The following is a 19962-nucleotide window of genomic DNA, read 5'->3' as shown; positions in this document are numbered from 1 at the left end:
TCGGTAGCGCGCCAACCCGAAAGGAATCCGAACATCATGAGCGACAACGCATCCGATGCAGCCGCCGACCATTCTGATATGAACAGGATTCCGCACCGCAGATACCCATGTGTCGAATGCCCCTGGCGTCGGGATGTCACACCGGGCCAGTTCCCGCTGGAGGCATTCGAAGCATTGACCCGCACCGTTGGTGGCCCTGGTCGCGAGGTGTCGGACACGGCACCGATGTTCGCTTGCCATAAGTCACCAGAGGGTGACGAAGCTGCGTGCGCGGGATGGCTGGCCGTCGCGGGGTGGGACCACTTCGGGATACGTAGGGCAGTCATCGAGGGGCGGATAGACCCCTCCGTGTTGAGGCCGGGCCACAACTGGCCCCCGCTGCATGCGTCGTACACGGAAATGGTCACTAAGAAAGCGGCGCGGACACCAAAGAGCACCCCCGCTGTAACCGAAACCAGCGACCCGGACATGGTCTAAGACTTTTACGCGGATGCTCACGGTGACCGAGTCGGTGGTGGGTCGATGTCTCCGGTTGCCTCCCCATCCAAGAACAGGCAGCGCAGTCACCGCGCGGACGGTGAATGACCTACGCGCCTGACGTAATCGCGTTGCGAGCAAACGGTCCAAGAAGGTTGCCAGCAGGTACTTCCTTCGGTGTCAACGTCACCGTGACGGAACCCGAACGGCTTCTGGGCGCCTTGCCCGTTCTACGTCCCGAAAGACTCCAGCTGCGGCTAACTGCTCGCCGCCGAGGACGACAATCAGCAGACGCGCGAGCAACTCCAGCTCACCGACGGCGAACACGAAGCCCTCGAAGGCACCAGGGACGCATTCACCCAGCTCACCGCACGCCTGGCGAAAGTGCCCATACCGGCAGTTCCGATCCTTGAGTAGATCGGTGCCGATACCGTGTTCATCGCGCTGACGACCATGCGAGAAACTGTCCCCACGCGGGCGAGACCGGATGTTTGACCTCGCAGTGTGTCGAACCCGGAGGTCGGCAAGTGATCAGTGATCCATGAAGTTGCGCGCGGGCGGTGTACAACGACGCCCTGCGTGCCCGCCGGACCGCCCACACCAGCGGGCTGCCATATCCATCGGATGCTATGTCCCGCAAAATGTTTCGAAGAATCGGGCCAAGGCCCGCCTGCGGGTAGCGAAAGCGCACGCACGGGTGGCCGATACCCGCCGCGACTGGGCACACAAACAGTCCACGAGGATCAACGGAGGACGTCAAGCGCTGCGAGGATGGGCGCTGGTACATGTTTCGGCGGTGGCAGCACCGAGGCACATGGTCGGCCGCTGAACATCCCGGCGGTGCACCGATATGGTGTGATGCTCATATGCCCTGCGAGTGCGGGGATTTGGGTTAGGTTACAGGGAAGGATTTGGTGATGGCGCTCAACTTGAAGCTCGGGCCACGCCGTCAGATCGAAGACGACAGCGCATGGGGACGATCCTGGGTCGGATGGGAGCCTGGCCAGTCTGCTCGGGATACCTACGACAACAACCGCGGTGTGTGGAATCTTGACCCGCGGGTGACGAAGGAACGGTATGCGACGTTCTCCGTGGACGGAACCATCATCGCGGTTGTCGAGATCGATCACATCGAAGACGTCCCGATACGCGGCGGTGGCATGAAGCAGGCTGTCGTCGGCCGAGTCCTCGAGCCCGGGGATGCGGGCCACGATCTGTTGATCGACCGTACAGTCGACGACCACCGTAACCCGGTGACCTACATCCCCGACGATCAATTCACCTATGCATGGGATTACAGTGCACGGGTGAGCGGCGGGCGGACCCATCTTCCACGCCACGACCAGAACACAGACCACGACCGCCCCGTCAGCACCGTCAGCACCGTCAGCACCGTCAACATCATCGACTGGTTCGGCATCGACTGGCTCGACGAGGAGAACATCGAGCGGTACGTCACCGAGGCCCGCCAACTGTGGGAGATGGTCCAGCGGAGCTAACCTGAGACTGGGGAGGAGCGCAACGTGTCCGTTCACATCAAGGGATCCTCAGGCAAGCCGTTCACAATCGTCGAGACCGTCTATCTTTGGGACCGCCAGTTGGAAGACAGTTAACCACTATGCGCGATGCGTGCCGCGCACTACCCCTCGCCCAGGCTGGAATTATCGGTCGCGGTAGTGCGCGGCCTTTTCGCCGCTCTGGCCGAGTCTCATGTTTCGAGTGCGGACATCACTTCATCCAACCGTTGGGCCACCTCGCCGACGTTCGGCTCGGACAGCATGTTCAGGTTGTCGCCGGGTACCTCGATCACCGTGAATTCGCGGGCTGCGTACTGCTGCCAGCCATTGTCCGCCTTGTCGGACATGGCGCTGATGGTTTGATGTACCAGGTCGATGCCCGATGGCAGTTCCTCGGTCGCGCGCAGCAGCGTTATATCACGCTCGTAGGGCTCGAGCTGGTAGTTCAGCATTGCTGAGTAATTGGCGTGAAACGTCTCGTAGAGCCGTTTCATCGTCTGGGGTGGACTGTCCGCGGGCAGAATGCCCACGCGCACCGCCTCGTCGAGCATTGCCGCGAGCAACTCTTCGGACCCGTGTACGTCGGGCTCGAATTCGACCGGGGCGGAATGGCTTCCGCGCGTGGACCACAGCAATTCGGAAAAGAACGACCGGATTAGCGGTTCCTCCTCGATCACCGTGCGCGCGTGGTTACGCAGCGCCATGGTGTCCAGCAGTGTCACACTGGACACCTCGTGCTCGGGCAACTGGCGCGCGATCTCCAACGCGACATAGCCACCGAATGACCAGCCGGCCAGATGATACGGCCCGGTCGGATGCACCCTGCGCAGCGCTTGCAGATACGACTCGGCGAGTGCCGCCATGGTTGTCTCCGGCGTACTGCCGGTGTCGGCACCCGCCGCCTGCAATCCGTATATCGGGCGGTCCGAATTCAGATGCCGTGCCAGGGCCAGATAGCACAACACGTTTCCGCCTATGGGGTGCACCAAGAACAACGGTGGTTTGCCGCCACCAAGGTTGAGCGGCACGAGCGGGTCGAACGTTTGGTTGACCTCGCCGGCGCGTATGAGCGCGGCGAGCCTGGCCCCGGTGGGTGCGCTGATAAATGCGTCCAGTTGCACCTGTACTCCCCACCGGCGCGATAACGCCATCACCACACGCATAGCTCCGATCGAGGTCCCGCCTGCTGCGAAGAAATCGTCGTCCACCCCGATTGTGCGCAGCCCAGCGTATTCGGCGAGCAGCTCTACGGCCGACTGTTCGTACTCGTCAGCTGGTTCTCTCTGGGCCATAGCCGGATCTGTGACCGCAGCGCCAACGCTGTACTTCGCCTTGATATCACGCATCTGCGCTACTCTTCCACAACCTAGGTGGGGCATCTCATTAGGTGTTCAAGTCGGGTGATAGGCGTTGAGCTTGCCGCCGTTTGTCCATGATGAGAGCGTGTGTGTGCGACAGCTTTCACCGATCAAGTCGATGTAGGGGCGACTGGGGGTCTTCCGGTGCCGGGATCCGGTTCTCGAACCGAGCCCAGGTCAGCGTTGAGCCAGAGCGCGACCTGTGGAAACACACCGTCCTTGCGTACCGCTGCCGTTGATCGCTGTCGATAAGTTCGGAGCCCGAATCGGATTCGTGCGTGACCTGCATGTTCACCGTCCGGTTTTTATCAGGGAGGTCAGTTCTGTGCATGAGAAGCTCCCACTGACCGCTACAACCGAGATGCGGTCGTGTGGATCGTCGTACTCTTTCGGGATCACTGTCCCGCGGCCGGTGAACACCAATGACGACTTGTCTTCTGATACCTCGACCGCGAAATCTGTTTTCGACCAGGAATCATTATCGGGGTTGATTTCGATGCGATGGGAGTTGGTTCTCTCGTCGTCGAAAAGGAACCCGAAGTCCGTGTAGTAGGGATGGCGGGTGCCGGTGACCGGGTTCTTTCGCAGTTGTACTCCGAACCACAGGCCGTCGGTGCTTTTAGCGCGATACTCCCAAGTGTCCCCCGCGGGTACGCTTGTCTGGCAGGTCACTTCTTCGGTGGACAGTGCGATGTCCGCGGTCCATCCGCCTGTGATGGTCAGCGTCGCTGTTGTCGTGCCGATGGATGGGAGCGGCGGCATCGGTAGTGCGGCGACGGAATCGACTTCGGTCACGAACACTGGTCGCTCTACCGGTGTGGTTGTGGGTGGGCTGGTGACGTCGGTGTTCGGTTCGCGCTGTGTAGCAGCCCCTGGTGCAGTGGAGGTGTCGGGGTGGCAGCCGCCGAGTGCGACGGCTGCACTGATGGACATCAACGCGACCACGGATATCGGTGACACGCGATTTGTCGGGGACATGTATCCGAAGGTTACCGGGGGTTGTTCCGGGGTTGCGCCGTCGGCTGCCCGGTGATGGCGGCCGGTCATCGGTGGTCGGGGAAGGTCACCGATCGCGGCCGTGGTCGTGTGTGTCGAGCGGGGTGGGCACGCCGAGGATCACCGGAGCAGTTCAGCGCCTGAACTGCTGGCGGGTGTGGTGACGATCAGTTGATTCCGCCGGGATAGGGCTGGCCAGCCAAGTAGGCGTCCATGTTGGCGAGGATGCCGTCGATCCGGTCGTGTCCCCACTCTGCTACGGATGCGTTGGTCAGGGCCCCACTGACGAAGTTCAGTACGAAGCAGTCGCGCAGGATCAGATACGGCTCGAGCAGGTCGTCGAGATTGTCGGGCAGAGCGAAGACCTCGGCATAGCCGGTGAGGAAGTCCTTCGCGAACTTCTCGTACGCGTCTGGGATGGTGTGGGCGATCCGGTGGATTGAGGAGAGCACGGTCGCGATGTCGAGGATGGGGTTTCCCCAACCGCAGTCGTCGAAGTCGATGACTCCGACGCCGCCGGTCGGCAGGGCGATCATGTTTTCGCGGTGCAGATCACCGTGGATACGTGTGTGCTCCGAGGGATGTGTTCCAGCGAGTGCTCGGGTAACTCGGTCGGCGACGGTGCGCAAGGTTTCCCGGCCGTGGTCTCCGAGGTGCACGGTGGCATCGGGATCGGTCAGAGCGGCTCCCTTCAGCAGAATCGTTTCGTAATCCCATGTCGGCCGGTCGAAGTCGGGGAGGTCGATGGTGGCGGCGTTGCGGTGCAGGTGTGCGGTGGCGGCGCCCATCTGTTCGGCGACCCCGGGCTGTTGGTAGGACGGCTCGGCTTTGCCGGGTACCCAGTGCAGCAGAGCCAGGGTGGCCGGCTGGTCGTGGCCGGGAACCGTGACTGGTACGACGTGGTCGCCGCTGGTCGTGGTCACGGGACCGGGAACGGCGACGCCCCCTGATGCGGCGAGGCTTTCCAGCCACGCCATTTCGCTGCGCTGCTGGTCGGCTGGTCGGCCGTCGCGGATGGACAGGCGCGCGACGTAGGAGGTTTCGCTTCCGGCGGGGGTGACTCGCCAGACGGCGTTGTCCTCGTACTGCTGAAGCTCCAATTCGGCGGTTTCGGCGATGCCGTAGTGGGTCGGCAGGGCTGAGCGGGTCAGACCGTCGAGCACGCTGAGCTGGTCGCTGTGGCTGAGGTCGGAGAACGTGGTTGGTGGCATGGCTTCCTCACGGTTGGGTTCCCGGCATGGTCAGGCCGGGCGGGGCAGATTACACCTGGTGGCGCGGATCGAGTCGAGATGTCGATGGCGCGGAGTCGCATGAAGGCGAAGTTATTAGGATACGGAAATTGAGGGAGTTTGAACAGGTATTTTCGTCCCGCTGGCCCGGTTGATGATGCTCAGAAACTGGTTGCGGTAGGTGGCCCATTCCAGGGTGAGTGCGTCGATATCTGTATCTGTGTTGCGGGCCACCGTGGTGGGGGCGGTGTCGATGACCAGTTCACGGATGTGGGAGGCGAACGTGGCGTTGTCGTCGATTGCGACGAACACGGCGGGACCGTGGGCACCCGCGCCGTCACGGTGGCCGGGGATGTCGGTCAGGATCAGTGGCAAACCGTGCTGGCGGGCCTCGAGGACCGAGATCGGCACTCCTTCGAAACGGCTCATCGAGACGAACCCGGAAGCGCCGGCGAGCACGCTGTCGACCAGATCACGCTGCCAGACCCCGCCGAGCCAGACGATGCGATCGGCGATGCCGAGTGTCGCGGCGAGTTGGCGAAGCGCGATGGTCTGGTCTCCGTCACCGATGATGACCAGGCGTGCGGGTGTCGTGGTGTGGGCGATCGCGCGGGCGAAGGCGTGCAGGAGGCTGTTGTGGCCCTTGTGCGGGTAGAGGCTCTGTACGGCAACGATGTAGGGGTCCTGCGCCCATGCTGCGCCCGGCGGGGCGACAGCGGCGGTGCGGGTTTCGATCGCGTTGGTCAAGGTGGTGACCTTGGTAGCCGGGATCCTGACGTCGTCGAGGAGGAACCGAGTGGACCTGCCTCCGACTGCGACGATGTGGTCTTCGCCGCGGGAAAGGGCCCGGTCGAGCCGGTTCTTGCTACGGCTGCGCAAGTGGGAGTAGTCGGAGTGGCAGAACCGGATGACGGTGCGCGCCCGGCGAAGAGCGGGCCGGATCGACGGATAGAGACGTCCGTCGCCGAATTCGAGCACCACGACCTTGTCGCGAACCAGTGCGGCCAGGAAAAGATTGCGGTGCAGCCGGTTTCGGGGCGCGATGACGAGTTCGACCGCGGTGGGGAGCTCGGCGACGAGGGCGTTGTCGCGGCCGGGGTCGAGCACGCAAACGGTGACCTGGTATCCGGCGTCGAGCAGGACGCGGGTGTGTGAGAGCAGCACCCGTTCCAGGCCGCCGACAGTGAAGTGCCGCAGGATGAGGACGATCCGGGTGGTGGACATCGTGTTTCTCCTTGATGAGGGGCTGGGCCCGGTGCCTCAGGCTGGGCCCAGCCGGGGGTGATCAGGCGGTGCGGTGGACCTTGTTCTGGGAGGCTTGGGCCAGAGGGCGGACCTCGAGCAAATCGATGTCGACGTGCGGGGGCCGTGTGGCGCACCAGACGATGATCTCGGCGATGTCGGCGGGAACCAGCGGGTTCTCGATACCCTGGTAGACCGCGTCGATGGCGGTCTGGTCGTTGCCGAATCGGGCGCGCATGAATTCGCCGCCGCGTTCGTCGCCGCGCATCATGCCGGGGGCGACTTCGGTGATTCGGACGGGTTCACCGTTGAGCTCCAGGCGCAGGGTCTGCACCATCGCGGTGAGGGCGTGTTTGCTGGCGGCGTAGGCAGCGCCTCGTTCGTAGGCGACGCGGCCGACGGTGGAACCGAGGAACACGATGTGGCCGCGGTTGTCGATGAGTTGTGGGAGTAGGGCCTGGCTGGTCCGGAGGCTGCCGACGACGTTGGTGTCGTAGGTGGCGTGCCAGTCGGCGATGTCGCTGTCGGCGATTGTGGCTGCGGGAGTGGGGATTCCGGCGTTGTTGACCAACAAGGTCAGCGGTTGGGGGTGATCGGTGACGGTTTGGGCGAGGGCTGCGACGGAATCGGCGTCGGTGACGTCGAGGTGGTGGTGGGTGATGCCGGTGGCGGCGGGTTCCTCGGTGTTCAGGCGCCGTGATGCCGCCAGCACGGTGTAGCCGGCTTCGTGCAGGGCGTGTGCGGTGGCCGCGCCGATGCCGGCGCTCGCGCCGGTGACGACGGCCAGGCCCCGCGATTCGGTGGTGGTCATGGGTGTGCCTTCCTCAGGGATGGGGTTGTCGGGTGACGGTGCTCAGGTGTTGAGCAGCCAGGCGTGGTCGGGGTCGGTGTGGAGGGCGAAGTGGTGATCGGTGTCGCCGTGGGCGGCCCACAGGTAGTAGAGGTCGTGGCCGCCGGCTGCGGCGATCGCGTGGTAGCCGTGGGTGACCGTGGTGATGCTGGTGTCGGTGACGACGGTGGCGCAGGCGTCGGTGACGGTGTCGTCGTAGGTGAGCAGCACACCGAAGCCGGTTGCGGGACGGACCCGGAACGCGAAGGCTTCCTGCAGCGCCGTTTCGTGGGGTGGGTCGCTGATCGAGTGGCGATGCGGTGGGTAGGTCGACCAGCGGCCGTCGCGGGCGATGGTCTCTCCGAGCAGCAATCCACCGGTTCGGGGTGGGGCGAGTAGCGTGGTGACCTCGCGTTCCCAGCTTCGGTGCCCGCGCGTTTCCGGTGTCACCGCGGTGATGGGGGTAGCGGGTCCGGTGGTGCGGTTGTCGCCGAGCGGAGCGTAGACCTGCACCAGGTCCGCGCCGTCTGGTCCGGCGGTAACCGATGCCGCGGTGGCGGGCGGGAAGTACCAGCCGGTGGCTGGCGCGGTGAAGGGGTCGGTGCGCTCGGCGGTGTGGGTGTCGTCGGAAGTTCGGGTAGTGATTCGGCCGGCGATCAGGATCAGCGCGGTCTCCTGGTCGGGGTGTGCCGCGATAGCGAGATCCTCGGCCGCGGTGAGGATATGTCGGGTCAACGTCAGGCCGTTGGGTGTGCGAGCCAGCGCGGTGGTCATTTCGATGCTCCGAACGTTGTCGTGGGATTTGGAATGGGCAGGGGGCGGTTGGCGAGGCTGGCGGTGTGCATGGTGGCGCCGGTGGCGACAGCGCGCGCCGCGTCGGCCGCGGTGGCGAATGGTGTGGTGAGCTGGTCGGTCAGGGCGTCGGTTAGGGCGGCCAGCATCGCGGTGTCGGCGCCGGCGTGGGTGCCCGGTTCGCGCGGGATCTGGTAGCGGGTGTCGGGGCCGTTGTGCGGATGCAGGTCGATCAGGTGTGGGCCGACGTGCGCGTCGTAGTGGATCGTGAGGGCACCCCGGGTGCCGAATAGGTGGCAGGTGTAGCCCTCGTCAGCAGCGTTGGTGGTGAGTGTGTAGCGCGCGTGCACACCGGTGTCGTAGGTGATGTCGGCGGCGATCGTGTCGTGGATATCGGTGCCGGGCAGGCACATTCGGTCATCTGGCTGGTAGTGGCGGTGTTGCAGGGTCGCGGTGACGGTGCTCGGGTGTGCGTGCAGCCACCAGGCGAGCAGATCAAGGTGGTGGCAGGCCTTGGTGACCTCGAGCCCGCCCGAGGCCACGCGGCGACGGTGCCAGCGCTGGAAGTAGCTGACCGAATGGGAAACGTTGAGGCGGTAGTGGAATTCGGCGTCGGTCACCGTACCGATCAGGCCGTCGGCAAGTATCTGGTGGACCTGGGTGTGGACGTTGGTGAACCGCAGATTGTGCGCGACGAGCAGCGCAACACCGGCCTGTTGTCCGGCGTGTGCGAGGGCGAACGCATCCTCGACGGTGGTCGCCAGCGGTTTCTCGACCAGCACTGCGCACCGCGCGACCAGTGCTCGTTCCACGTAGTGGCGGTGGACGGCATCCGGTGTGGCGATGACAACCAGGTCGGGTTCGGTGTCGACGAGGACCAGGTCGATGTCGTCGGGCCCAGCGATGGCGCCTGAAAATCGGTGGCTGTCGTGGTCGAGAGCATGCCGATCCAGGTCTATCACGGCGACCAGTTCCGCCGCCGCCCGCGCGCCGAAGGCGCCGTTCAACCACGGCAGGTAGAGCTTCCGGGCGCGAGTGCCCGCCCCGATCAATACGACTCGCAGAGGTGTGCTCATCGGGGGCTGCCCGCGTCGTCGACGACGAGCCGGCCGTCGAGCACGACCGAGCGCAAGGTCAGGTCGGCATTCCAGATCGTGAGGTTCGCGCGCGCACCGGGCAGCAGCGTCCCGATCCACGGGTAGCGGCCCAGAACTTTGGCTGGTGTCGCGGTGGCCATCGTCAGGACCTCACCGATCGAGGCGCCTGTCAGCGCCCGCATCCGCCCCAGCGTGTCAGATAGCGCGACGATGCTGCCGCACAGGCTGTTCGCCGTGGTTGTGGTGGCGTAACCGTCGTGTACGCGACCGGTAGCCGCACCGGTGCGGAACGTGTGACCGGGCTGCAGGCCCATCCCAGCTGTCGCGTCCGACACCAGGCACAGCCGGTCCGGTCCGAGGCAGCGCAGCGCGATGGTCAGTAGTTCGGCCGGAAGGTGATGGCCGTCAGCGATGAGTTCGGCGCTGAACTCATCGGAAGCTAGAGACGCCTCGAGCAGGCCGGGGATCCGGTGCACACCGGGCCGAGTGAGCGCGGATTGGCCGCTCCACAGGTGCGCAAGGTGGGTCGCTCCCCTGTTCCGTGCGGTCTGGAGCTGGGCCGGGGTTGCCTGGCTATGGCCGACCGAGACCCGCACACCGTGGTCGACGAGGTAGGAGATCACCGTGTCGGACTCGGGCAGTTCGGGTGCGAGGGTCACCATCCGCAGGGCGGACGGCAGCGGAGTCAGCTCGGCGAGCAGCTGGGCCGGGGAACGGAGATGAGTGAGGTCGTGGGCTCCGCGCTGGTCGGGGGCCAGGCAGGGGCCTTCCAGCTGCACACCGGCCAGGGTCGGCGCGTCCTCGCCGGCGAGGAGATCAGCCGCCGTGGCCAGGGCCGCAGCGGTGGCCACGGCGGTCGTGCTGGCAAGGGTAGCCAGCACGGTGGTCGTTCCGGCGCGCAGATGGGTGTCGAGGATGTGGTGCCAGGCAGCCGGGTCGGATTCGGTGAAGTCGTGCCCGCGCGCACCGTGCAGATGCAGGTCGACCAGGCCGGGCCCGACCAGTTCGTCGTTGACCTCGAGCACGCGCGGGTGGTGGCCGCAACCGGTGGGGTCGGCCGCGACAGTCCCTTCACAGATCGCGACCTGGCCGCGGGCGGTGTGCGTGGGGTCGGACAGCACGAGGTTGGTCGACCGCACGATCAGGCAACCGGGCGTCCTCATGCGTGCACCATGGATACACGCCGTGGCGAGCTCACACAGGCGCACCGCGTCCCGATGTCGGAGCCGGGCAGGTGACGGTCGTAGGAGCCGCCGTCCCACAGGTAGCGCGTGCTGTCAGCGATGATCGGATCATGCAGGGCGCGCACGACTTCAGCGTCAAGGGCCCCGGCCAGCGCCTCGGCGAGACCGACTTTGCGCAGGATTCCGAGCTGGTGCAGCCGCTGGGAGTGGACCCGCTGCTCGACCTCACGGATCTGGCGCGGGATCGCGATCGTGTTGGCGGCGGTCGCGAGCACTTCGCCGAGCATGTTCGCGCCCGCAGCGCCGATGAACAGATCCGCGGCCCGCATCCACGGCTTCAGATCCGCCTCGTACTCGCGGACCTCGACCATGTCATCGTCGGCCCAATACTGTTGCAGCGCACGCAGATCCGACGGTTCGAGATAAGGCCCGGTGACCAACAGCGCCCGATCGAACGCGCCACGTCGTGTGGTCAACGCCCGCGAGAGCGCTTGCCACAGACCACCCGCGCCTTGGCCGCCGCCCATGGCCGCAACCACCAGCCGCTCGTCAGCGTCGATACCGAGTAGCGTGCGTGCCTGGTCGCGGGTGTAGGAGACCGGTTCGGCGAGATAGCCGGTGTAGTGCAACCGTTGCGCGGCTTCACCGGTGAGCCGGTAGTACTCGGCGAGGTCGAATACCTCGGGGTGAATGTGGACGTTGAACTGGCAGTAGTGATCGAGCACCCAGGGACCACGATGCTGCTGACCGAAATATTTGCGCATGGTCTTGTCCCGGTCGAACAGCACCCCACGCAGGCTCAACACCGCGTGCGTGGGGTACCGCGCTTCCAGCGCGGGCACCAGTTCGTCGTCGGTGCCTCGCGGAATGTGATCGCTGATCAGGACATCGGGCCGGAAGTGCCGCAGGAATGTCGTGATCAGGTCGGTGCGGGCCTGGTGCAGAGTCGCTTCGCTGATGGCCAGCCGCGGACGCAGGTTCCATCCGCTCGGGTCGTCGACGTTGGTGAACGACGGGATCTTGATGAGATCGACCTGGTCTGGCAGCAGGTCCAGGCCGCGGTAGGCGCCGGTAATCCCGGCGATCGAGTACACCTCGGGTGAACGCAGCAGGTGCTGTGCGACTTTAGCTGCTCCGGAGGTGTGGCCGAGGGACCTGCCGTTGTGCCAGTACAGCGCGACGGTGCGCGGGTGCAGGGTCATCGTGATACTCCTGAGGTTCGGTCGGCGGCGGTGTCGACGCGTCGGGCGCGGTGCTGGGCTGTCGCCGGGTCGGTGTCGCTGTCGAGCGCGGCCTGGAACGCGGTCAGGCTCCAGCTCGGGTCGACCTGGATGCGCGGCAGACTGTAGGGGTGGCTGAGGTCGACGCAGTGATGTTCGTCGGTCGCCATCGCCAACGGATAGACGCGCGCCACCATCCGCTGCACCCGCAGGTCGTAGGCACCGTAGGGGTAGACGAACGTGGCCGGTGGAGCGCCGAGCAGCTCGGTGAGCGCTTCTCGGTCTCCCAGGACCTGCCAGGACAGGCCGAGATCGGTTGCGGTGGTGAGTCGTTGATGGGTGTAGCTGTGGGCGGCGACAGTACGCCCGGTCTCAAGCCACCGGCGCACCTCGGCCAGGTCCGCCATCTGATCGACGACATGCGGTGTTCGGCGTGGTAAGTCGGTAGTGAGATAGCCGCCGCACACGGCCATTACCGCGGGCAACCCGTGCTGCTCGAGGACCGGTAGGACCGTGGTGATCGTGTTGGTGTAGCCGTCGTCGAAGGTGAGCAGCACCGACCTGTCCGGCGGCTGAATACCGGAGGCGAGTATCTGGTGCAGGTCGGCCTCGGTCAGCACTGTGTAGTGCTCGGCGAGCAGCGTCATCTGGTCACGAAATCGGTGCAGGGGCACTGACATCGGGTCGGTCACCGCGTCGTCGACAAGGTGATACATCAGGATGTGCATCGGCTCACCTCGCTCAGCTCGTGATGCCAGGCGATGGTGCGCGCGAGGCCCTCACGCAGGCTGCAGGTGGTGACGGAGGGAAACAGCGCACGCAGTCGCGTCGGATCGGCATGGGAGTGGGCGACATCGCCGGGGCGGGGCGCGGTGTGTTCGATAGTGAACTCGCACCCGAGGAGGTCCGCGATCTCGTTGGCGACCTCGAGGACCGAATACTGGGTGCCGAGGGCCAGATTCACCGGCCACGGGCTGGTCACCCGGTCGACGATCGCGGTGCTGATCACCTGACACACGGTGTCCACGAAGGTCCAGTCCCGGGTCTGAGTGCCGTCACCGTGCACCCGGATCGGTTCCCCGGCCAACATGGCGGCGATGAACCGCGGAATGACCGCGGCGTAGGGGTGTCCAGCCCGCTGACCTGGTCCGAAGACGTTGAAGAACCGCAGCGGCAGAACCGGCAGCCCGAAGCTGGCGTGGTAAGCGCCCAGGTATGCCTCCGATGCCAGTTTGGTCACCGCGTACGGACTCACCGGCATGGTCGCAGAGTCCTCCACGCGCGGCAGCTGGGGATTCGCCCCGTACACCGACGACGAAGACGCCACGATCACCAGCGGACCACTGGCCTGGCGGCAGGCTTCCAGGACCTGCAGTGTGCCAGTGGCATTGGCATGGTGGCTGGCCAGCGGGTTCTGGATCGAGCGCGGTACCGACCCGAGCGCGGCGAGATGAACGACCGCGTCGGCGCCGACGACCGCGTCGGCGACCGCATCAGCGTTCAGGATGCTGGCGAGGCGGAAATCGATCGCGGACCGGTCGGTGCCCAAACGCTCCACGGTGCCGGTCGAGCAGTCGTCGATGACGGTGACCGCGCCGATCGCCGGGGTCCGTAGCAGTCGGTGCACCAGATTCGAGCCGATGAACCCGGCCCCGCCGGTCACCGTGACCCGCAGACCCGGCTTCACAGCTGCTCCACGGTCGAGCTCACGGCCAGGCGCCCGCGGCAGTCCAACACGAACGCCGCCTCTGTGGCGATCCGTTCGTAGTCGAAGCAGTCGTGGTCGGTCATCACCACCACCGCGTCCACGGAGACCAGCTCAAGGCCCACGTCGTCGGCCAAGACGATCCCCGCGTCCGCGGCTGCGCGCGCTGACACGAACGGATCGCACGCCACGACGTGGGCGCCGTGCGCGGTGAGCGACTGAGCGACCTCGATGGCCGGGGATTCGCGGATATCCCCGCTGCCCGGCTTGTAGGCTAGCCCCAACAGCAGGATCTGTGCCCCGGCCAGGTCACGGTCTCGGGTGCGCAGGGCGTGCGCGAGCCGATCGACGACCTGGCCGGGTCGGCTGTTGTTGATCTGAGCGGCCGTGTCGATCAGAGCGGACCGGTTGCCGCCGGCCTGCTCCGCCCACCAGGACAGGTAGATCGGGTCGACTGGCAGGCAGTGCCCGCCGATGCCAGGTCCGGGGTCGAACGCCATGAACCCGAACGGCTTGGTCGCTGCTGCGGCCAGCGCCCGCCGGAGATCGACACCGGCCCGCCGGGCGATCTCGGCCAGCTCGTTGACCAGGGCTACGTTCACTGCCCGAAAGGTGTTTTCCAGCAGCTTGGCCAGCTCGGCTTCCTCGCACCGGTCCACCAACACAACCCGATCGATCAGGCCGTTGTAGAACTCCGCGACACGGGCCAGCGAGACTGTGTCGATGCCGGAGACGATCTTGGGTGTCGTCGCCACCGTCCAGTACCGATTGCCCGGATCGATGCGTTCGGGGCTGAAGCCCAACCCGAAATCGACACCGCGCTTCAACCCCGAGGCGGACTCGAGCACGTCGCCCAGGATCTGGGTGGTGCCCGGATAGCTCGTGGACTCCAGTACCACGAGCGCACCCGCGCGCAGGTGAACACCCGCGAGATGCCCGGCGGCCCGGACGAAGGACAGATCAGGTGCTCCGCCAGCAAGCGGCGTGGGTACAGCGATCACCGCAATGTCGAAGCCGACCAGATCTCGTGGCCGAGATGACGGCCGGTACCGTCCGCCGCGCAGGGCCGACCGCAACTGGTCGTCGGCGATGTCCTCGATCGGCGAGCGACCCGATTTCAGGTCCTCGATCTTGGCGCGGTCGGTGTCGAATCCGATGACATGGTGTCCGGCATCGGCCGCGTGCAGGGCCAGTGGCAGCCCGACGTAACCCTGACCCACCACCACGACCCGCATGGGGCGCACAGCAACTCGTGAAGCTATTCCTCCGCCGACCGGGCCGTAATCGGGCGCGGTGAGACTCTCCTCGCGATCAGCCTTCACTTCGCGGGTGACTGGTTGCGTGCACGAGACGATCTGGACCATGGATTGCCGCCTTCCCGACGCGGTGGCCACACCGTCACCGCTAGCAATCGGCGCGCACCGATTGCTTCGCGAAACGTCTTGCAGCCTTTCGTTGTTCATCGAGGATTCACCCGATGGCCCGTTGCAGGTAAGTGGAATCACCGGTCTACCTGGCTCGTCACTTCAATGACAGGCGGCACTAGTCAATTCTTTTGGCGCTGACCAATTCCCGGAGATCTGACCGAAGACCTGGGAACGTGGTCGAAACACGTGGCCACCAAATCGGGATGGAGATATCGCGTTGAGCCCACAGCAAAGTGAAGTCGCACCGGCGATTTGGGAATCACCGCAAATGCGCCGGGCACTGGCCGTCCACGATCTCAATGTGGTGTTCGATCTGCTGCAGCGCAGCGGGATCGGCCAACGCCAGATCGCACGGATGACCGGCTTGTACCAGTCCGAGGTCTACGAGGTAATCCGAAAGGGTAGGCGGATCCAAGCATGGGACGTCCTCGTGCGGATCGCCGACGGGCTCGCCATCCCGCGGGGCTACATGGGTTTGGCATTCGACGATCCGCTCAGCCACAGCCTCGACCAAGCCGCCGCAGCGTGCACCGCAGACGCAACCGAGCGTGAAGAGGTCAAACAACTACTATCCCACGCAGCCAACGTCACGATGGGCACCGACGACGACACCGTCGCCACCTGGTGGCAACCCCTCGACGCAGAGACAGCGCCCGCCCCCGATCGCATCGGTCGCACCGACATCGACCGCATCACATCGCTGACCTCCGCCATGCGCACTCTCGACTACCAATTCGGAGGTGGTGCCTGCCGGGACGCCGTCGCAGCCCAGGTCCGTTGGTCACAGCAATTACTCAACTCCCGCGGCACCGAGACCATCAAACGTCTGCTGCGCTCGGCACTAGCCGACATGCACAACCTCGCCGCCTGGACCAGCTTCGACCTGGGGCTGTACCGATCCGCACGCAAACACTTCAAACGCGCCCACACGATCGCACACAAAGTCGGCGACCACTCCCTCGCCGCCAACGTGCTCTACCGCGCTGGCCGCCTACACCTACACCGCGGCGGCGAAGACGCCGATCCGACGATGCATCACATCGCACTGAAGTTCTTCCAGCTCGGCCAGCTCGAGGCCCAGAACGCTGGCTGTCCGCTCACCGTGGCCATGCTGTGCGCCAACGAGGCCTGGGCATATGCGCTGCTCGACGAACGTGCGCAGATGCAGCGGTCCCTCGGCCGAGCCCAAGACGAGTTCACCCGCTCCACCCCCGACAACGTGCAAGCCTGGATCCGCTTCTTCGGCGTCGCTGACCTCAACGCCACGATCGGAGTCGCTCTCACCGCTCAACCCTCACCGACACCGACGGATATGCAAGCCGGTATCGACCACCTCACGCGAGCAATCAGCATGCGCGGACCCGAGATGACCCGCAGCCAATGCTTCGAATCCACCGCCCTGGGATGCGCATACCTGCGCATAGGAGCCACCGAACTCGGCCAGCAGGCCGGACGACAAGCCGTCACCACAGCCTCTACAGTACGGTCAGTGCGCACCATCCACCGACTCAAACCACTACGCGACCTCGCGCTCCAACACCCGACCGACGCAGAATTGGCCGAGCTCGCTCAGTCCATCAACACACTGCAGGAGGCGACGTGACCGATCACGCGACCTCTGACAGATCCGTCCGGAAAACGAACTGGACACAGGGTGTCCTGGAAGTGGTCTGCGCTGAACTCGGCCTCGACGCCACCGGCGCACAGCTGGCGAAGTTCACCAACAACGCTGTCTACAACCTCGCCTCCAAACCAATCACTGTCCGGATCCCGGGCTCGACCGCCATTCGCCAACGGGTACCCAAGGTCATCGCAGTCGCCCGCTGGCTCGCCCACCACGACCTACCATCAGTCCGGCTCGTCGCCGACCTCCCACAACCGCTCCGCCTGGGCAAGCACACCATCACCTTCTGGCACACCGTCACCCCGGCGCCGGCCGAGACGTCTCCGCCGAACGGCGTCGAGCTCGGCGAGATCCTGCGCCGGCTTCACGCACTTCCACCGCCAGCCGTGCCACTGCCTGACTGGAACCCGCTGCACCCGATCTCACAGCGAATCCGAGAGGAGCAAGTCCTCAGCCCAATCGACCACCAGTTCCTGCTCGACACCGTCGAGGAACTCGCCAACGGGCTCGCATCCATCGAGCCGATGATGCCCCCCGGACCGATTCACGGCGACGCCTTCACCGGCAACCTGATCCCGAGCAGCACCAGCGCGGTCATCTGCGACTTCGACGGAGCCGCACTCGGCCCTCGCGAATGGGACCTCACACCCGTCGCGGTAGGACATCTTCGAATGGACTACGCCACGAACTTCCATCAGCAGGTCGTCGAAAGGTACGGCGTGGACGTGACTGAGTGGAGCGGGTTCCCTACACTACGACGACTGCGCGAGTTTCAGCTGGTCACGAGTGTTCTTCCTGTACTGTCCGCCAATCCTTCTCTGTACGAGCAGTGGCGTTATCGCTTCACCAGCTTCCAACGCAACGACGATGCACGCTGGTCACCATACAGATAGGCCGCATCCTGTCTTGTCGTGATCTACTCGCACGTACCTCCGTTCGCCAACGATCAGGGGGTGATGCTGAGTAGCCACATCACGATGGTTGTGATGGTGAGGAGGTATCCGAGTGCGATCAGGAGTGTGATCGACAGTAGTGTGATGGTGCCGAGTGCGCCGAGGTCACCGGTGTACTTGTAACGCAGTGGGGGGATGCGGATTTCGTAGTCGGTCACGGGTGGTGGTCCTTACGTGGTTGCTGATATCTCAGCGAATGTTCCTGGGCTGACCGGTAGTGTGTCGAGCTGGGCGAAAATGATGCGCAGTCTTGTGGTTTCGCCGCGACGGAGCGCGCCGGTTGGAACGATGATCGGGTGCCAGTTCATTTCGATCAACGAGGAGTCTCTTGAGCGAGTTCGATTCGACTGCAAGGGCGTTTATTGCAGCCTCGTTCGAGGTATTGCGGGCTGAGAACGCGATTCCGACGTCCACGTCGCACCGGTACCTACAACACGGCCTCGACTTCAACGGGATGACGATCGAGAAGCTTCCGGAGTACTCCCATCTTTCCGATGAAGTACTGGCTGCTGCGCCCGTGGGGCTACCTGACGACAGTGACTTCGTTGGCCCCGGATACACGGTGTCGCTGCTGTTGTTCAGCTTCCTTGAGCTCTGCGTAGAGAAATGCTCCCGCGCGGACAATTACGATCCAGACAACGACGAAGTCACGGCAGCCATCATCCAGTTCGCCGATGTTCTATCCGGCCAGCCCTATGACATGGTCTTGGCCCGCCATGTCTCACACCTTGTACCCACTGCAGGGCAGGAGATCGAGATCAGCGGCATCACCATCGTTCCCGACGATTCATGGGACCTGCGGCATCGAATCATGAAGGAAATCCCTGATGCCGATCATGCCTGGAAACGTCGGGCGCCTAATCCCGGCCGTCCTCCACATGCCCTCCTAATCGTGCGTAGGCAGGTCTCAGGTGTGGGCTATCACGACCATGGAGCTTTGGAGGACGTCCTGGATCGGTTCCAGCTCGGCGTTTGTCTGCTGACTGGCGCGAATGTGCAAGGGATGTATCAGGTGTCGGGAGCGAGCACCCGGATCTCTGCTCGCCCAGCTTCACTCGAGCATTTGATCCGAGACACCGACGTTCCCCTGGTTCGACGGACTGCACGGCTCACCGGCTCGCAGGAGCAAACACTTTCCGCCTTGACCGATCTGATCGACTCAGTCCAGCAGGGGATGGGCGGTCAGGACATTTGGCTCAGCTCGTTCGGCGAAGCGCTCGAGAAGTTCGCCAAATTCGACGATACGACGAGCCATTTCGAGCAGGTGGTGGAACTCTCGACTGCGTTGGAGGGTGTGATACTCGGCGCAAACGAGGGTGAAGGTCTGACGTTGCGGTTGTGCACCCGTGTGACCGCCTTGCTCGCTGATGAAGATGACCCCGCCCGAACACTGTTCGAAGACCTGAAACGGCTGTACAACTTCAGATCGACCATCGTGCACGGTGGAGAGCTGACAACCAAGCAGATCCGCAAAGACCTGGAAGCCATGGAGTGCGTACCGGACGAGACCAATCAGATGAGCGAACTCGCTCGAGTGGGATATGCCGTCGACCGGTTACGAGACATCGTGAGAAGAGCCATCCTCGCCCGCATCTGCCTAGCGGTAGGCGATTCCCCTCTGTGGCCGCTCAAAGACAAGGGAAAGGTAAAGATCGACACCGTTCTATCCGATGACACGAACCGGGCAAAATGGCGTGCGCACTGGCGTGGCACGCTGGATTCGTTGGGGGCGGGTAGCGCGGCCAGCCGATCCGGCTCGCCGGTTTACTCGTTGAGCGACGAGGACCTCTGAACCCCTCTAGTTCGAGCACGTTAATTTATGGCTGGATAATATTTGTCCGAAAGTTAAGGGTGCGCATTCGACGAGTTCGGTGATCAGGGGGTGTCCCTATGGTGTTCGTCAAGCTGCTGGGGTTGCCGGTGTCCGGTAGGGCTGTTTGTGGTGGAGCATGGCGTAGAGGACGTCGCAGCGGCGTTGGGCCAGGCAGATGAGGGCTGCGTTGTGTTTCTTGCCTTCGGCGCGTTTGCGGTTGTAGTAGGCGCGGCTGGTCGGGTCGTGCAGGGCGGCGAATGCGGACAGGAACAGGGCTCGTTTGAGTTTGTGGTTACCGGATCGGGCGGGGTGTTCGCCGCGGATGGAGCTGCCGGATCGGTGGGTGATGGGGGCGATGCCGGCGTAGGAGGCCAGATGCCCGGCCGAGGCGAAGGCGGTGCCGTCACCGATTTCGAGCAGGATGCGGGTGCCGGTCCTGACTCCGATGCCGGGCATCGAGGTCAGGACCTCGGCAAGAGGGTGATCGGTGAACATCTCC

The 19962-nt window shown here is 64.5% G+C and carries 19 protein-coding genes; 5 read left to right on the top strand and 14 right to left on the bottom strand.

Going from position 1 to position 19962, the window contains the following annotated elements:
- The first annotated feature begins 36 nt into the window (after positions 1 to 36).
- Complete coding sequence (locus ACL02S_RS22765) at positions 37 to 477, top strand: DUF6283 family protein (RefSeq protein WP_412804527.1); 441 nt, start codon at positions 37 to 39, stop codon at positions 475 to 477.
- Between the two features lie 917 nt (positions 478 to 1394).
- Positions 1395 to 1976, top strand: a complete 582-nt coding sequence (locus ACL02S_RS22760) for a hypothetical protein (RefSeq protein WP_412804526.1) — start codon at positions 1395 to 1397, stop codon at positions 1974 to 1976.
- A 209-nt stretch (positions 1977 to 2185) separates the two neighbouring features.
- On the opposite strand, the gene ACL02S_RS22755 is transcribed toward ACL02S_RS22760, so the two are convergent.
- From ACL02S_RS22755 to ACL02S_RS22700, 12 genes are all read right to left on the bottom strand, one after another.
- Positions 2186 to 3340, bottom strand: coding sequence for a thioesterase domain-containing protein (locus tag ACL02S_RS22755; protein WP_412804525.1), 1155 nt, complete (start codon positions 3338 to 3340; stop codon positions 2186 to 2188).
- A gap of 303 nt (positions 3341 to 3643) precedes the next feature.
- Positions 3644 to 4285, bottom strand: a complete 642-nt coding sequence (locus ACL02S_RS22750) for a hypothetical protein (protein WP_412804524.1) — start codon at positions 4283 to 4285, stop codon at positions 3644 to 3646.
- 230 nt (positions 4286 to 4515) lie between these two features.
- The gene (locus ACL02S_RS22745) at positions 4516 to 5559 is read right to left on the bottom strand and encodes a phosphotransferase enzyme family protein (RefSeq protein WP_412804523.1); all 1044 of its coding nucleotides are present in this window, start codon (positions 5557 to 5559) and stop codon (positions 4516 to 4518) included.
- A 114-nt stretch (positions 5560 to 5673) separates the two neighbouring features.
- On the bottom strand, positions 5674 to 6801 hold the full coding sequence (locus ACL02S_RS22740) for a glycosyltransferase (protein WP_412804522.1): 1128 nt from the start codon (positions 6799 to 6801) through the stop codon (positions 5674 to 5676).
- A 61-nt stretch (positions 6802 to 6862) separates the two neighbouring features.
- A complete protein-coding gene (locus ACL02S_RS22735; protein ID WP_412804521.1) occupies positions 6863 to 7630 on the bottom strand; it encodes an SDR family oxidoreductase in 768 nt (255 codons plus the stop codon).
- 42 nt (positions 7631 to 7672) lie between these two features.
- A complete protein-coding gene (locus ACL02S_RS22730) occupies positions 7673 to 8422 on the bottom strand; it encodes a 5-deoxy-glucuronate isomerase (protein WP_412804520.1) in 750 nt (249 codons plus the stop codon).
- A complete protein-coding gene (locus ACL02S_RS22725; RefSeq protein ID WP_412804519.1) occupies positions 8419 to 9516 on the bottom strand; it encodes a Gfo/Idh/MocA family protein in 1098 nt (365 codons plus the stop codon). Before ACL02S_RS22725 ends, ACL02S_RS22730 begins: the two co-directional genes overlap by 4 nt.
- Positions 9513 to 10700: an N-acetylglucosamine-6-phosphate deacetylase gene (locus ACL02S_RS22720; protein ID WP_412804518.1), complete on the bottom strand. Its 1188-nt coding sequence runs from the start codon at positions 10698 to 10700 to the stop codon at positions 9513 to 9515. The genes ACL02S_RS22725 and ACL02S_RS22720 overlap by 4 nt, the downstream gene beginning before the upstream one ends.
- Entirely contained in the window at positions 10697 to 11923 is a 1227-nt protein-coding gene (locus ACL02S_RS22715) for a glycosyltransferase family protein (protein WP_412804517.1), read from the bottom strand. Before ACL02S_RS22715 ends, ACL02S_RS22720 begins: the two co-directional genes overlap by 4 nt.
- Positions 11920 to 12669 (bottom strand): polysaccharide deacetylase family protein, encoded by a 750-nt coding sequence (locus ACL02S_RS22710; RefSeq protein WP_412804516.1) that lies wholly within the window; start codon positions 12667 to 12669, stop codon positions 11920 to 11922. Before ACL02S_RS22710 ends, ACL02S_RS22715 begins: the two co-directional genes overlap by 4 nt.
- The gene (locus ACL02S_RS22705) at positions 12657 to 13628 is read right to left on the bottom strand and encodes an NAD-dependent epimerase/dehydratase family protein (RefSeq protein ID WP_412804515.1); all 972 of its coding nucleotides are present in this window, start codon (positions 13626 to 13628) and stop codon (positions 12657 to 12659) included. Before ACL02S_RS22705 ends, ACL02S_RS22710 begins: the two co-directional genes overlap by 13 nt.
- Positions 13625 to 15010 (bottom strand): nucleotide sugar dehydrogenase, encoded by a 1386-nt coding sequence (locus ACL02S_RS22700; RefSeq protein ID WP_412804514.1) that lies wholly within the window; start codon positions 15008 to 15010, stop codon positions 13625 to 13627. Before ACL02S_RS22700 ends, ACL02S_RS22705 begins: the two co-directional genes overlap by 4 nt.
- 331 nt (positions 15011 to 15341) lie before the next feature.
- Here ACL02S_RS22700 and ACL02S_RS22695 point away from each other — a divergent pair, with 331 nt between their 5' ends.
- Both ACL02S_RS22695 and ACL02S_RS22690 read left to right on the top strand, forming a co-directional pair.
- Entirely contained in the window at positions 15342 to 16676 is a 1335-nt protein-coding gene (locus tag ACL02S_RS22695) for an NsdA family TPR-like regulatory protein (RefSeq protein WP_412804513.1), read from the top strand.
- Complete coding sequence (locus ACL02S_RS22690; RefSeq protein ID WP_412804512.1) at positions 16673 to 17590, top strand: phosphotransferase; 918 nt, start codon at positions 16673 to 16675, stop codon at positions 17588 to 17590. The genes ACL02S_RS22695 and ACL02S_RS22690 overlap by 4 nt, the downstream gene beginning before the upstream one ends.
- Positions 17591 to 17643: 53 nt before the next feature.
- On the opposite strand, the gene ACL02S_RS22685 is transcribed toward ACL02S_RS22690, so the two are convergent.
- Entirely contained in the window at positions 17644 to 17808 is a 165-nt protein-coding gene (locus ACL02S_RS22685) for a hypothetical protein (RefSeq protein ID WP_412804511.1), read from the bottom strand.
- A 170-nt stretch (positions 17809 to 17978) separates the two neighbouring features.
- On the opposite strand from ACL02S_RS22685, the gene ACL02S_RS22680 reads away from it, so the two are divergent.
- Positions 17979 to 19442, top strand: a complete 1464-nt coding sequence (locus ACL02S_RS22680; RefSeq protein ID WP_412804510.1) for a hypothetical protein — start codon at positions 17979 to 17981, stop codon at positions 19440 to 19442.
- A 108-nt stretch (positions 19443 to 19550) separates the two neighbouring features.
- On the opposite strand, the gene ACL02S_RS22675 is transcribed toward ACL02S_RS22680, so the two are convergent.
- Positions 19551 to 19962, bottom strand: a 412-nt coding sequence (locus ACL02S_RS22675; protein WP_412804509.1) for a transposase, incomplete at its 5' end; no start/stop codon positions are given.

The organism is Nocardia spongicola (assembly GCF_047200775.1).
GTDB lineage: Bacteria > Actinomycetota > Actinomycetes > Mycobacteriales > Mycobacteriaceae > Nocardia.
Note: the sequence above shows the minus strand (reverse complement) of the source record. Positions and strands in the feature narration are given on the sequence as shown.

What these genes read in the sequence shown, in the direction of transcription:
- ACL02S_RS22715 (WP_412804517.1), bottom strand. Translation starts at nt 11,923, where the DNA reads ATGACCCTGCACCCGCGCACCGTCGCGCTGTACTGGCACAACGGCAGG.
- ACL02S_RS22700 (WP_412804514.1), bottom strand. Translation starts at nt 15,010, where the DNA reads ATGGTCCAGATCGTCTCGTGCACGCAACCAGTCACCCGCGAAGTGAAG.
- ACL02S_RS22720 (WP_412804518.1), bottom strand. Translation starts at nt 10,700, where the DNA reads ATGAGGACGCCCGGTTGCCTGATCGTGCGGTCGACCAACCTCGTGCTG.
- ACL02S_RS22760 (WP_412804526.1), top strand. Translation starts at nt 1,395, where the DNA reads ATGGCGCTCAACTTGAAGCTCGGGCCACGCCGTCAGATCGAAGACGAC.
- ACL02S_RS22725 (WP_412804519.1), bottom strand. Translation starts at nt 9,516, where the DNA reads ATGAGCACACCTCTGCGAGTCGTATTGATCGGGGCGGGCACTCGCGCC.
- ACL02S_RS22750 (WP_412804524.1), bottom strand. Translation starts at nt 4,285, where the DNA reads ATGTCCATCAGTGCAGCCGTCGCACTCGGCGGCTGCCACCCCGACACC.
- ACL02S_RS22695 (WP_412804513.1), top strand. Translation starts at nt 15,342, where the DNA reads ATGCGCCGGGCACTGGCCGTCCACGATCTCAATGTGGTGTTCGATCTG.
- ACL02S_RS22735 (WP_412804521.1), bottom strand. Translation starts at nt 7,630, where the DNA reads ATGACCACCACCGAATCGCGGGGCCTGGCCGTCGTCACCGGCGCGAGC.
- ACL02S_RS22745 (WP_412804523.1), bottom strand. Translation starts at nt 5,559, where the DNA reads ATGCCACCAACCACGTTCTCCGACCTCAGCCACAGCGACCAGCTCAGC.
- ACL02S_RS22710 (WP_412804516.1), bottom strand. Translation starts at nt 12,669, where the DNA reads ATGCACATCCTGATGTATCACCTTGTCGACGACGCGGTGACCGACCCG.
- ACL02S_RS22730 (WP_412804520.1), bottom strand. Translation starts at nt 8,422, where the DNA reads ATGACCACCGCGCTGGCTCGCACACCCAACGGCCTGACGTTGACCCGA.
- ACL02S_RS22755 (WP_412804525.1), bottom strand. Translation starts at nt 3,340, where the DNA reads ATGCGTGATATCAAGGCGAAGTACAGCGTTGGCGCTGCGGTCACAGAT.
- ACL02S_RS22765 (WP_412804527.1), top strand. Translation starts at nt 37, where the DNA reads ATGAGCGACAACGCATCCGATGCAGCCGCCGACCATTCTGATATGAAC.
- ACL02S_RS22740 (WP_412804522.1), bottom strand. Translation starts at nt 6,801, where the DNA reads ATGTCCACCACCCGGATCGTCCTCATCCTGCGGCACTTCACTGTCGGC.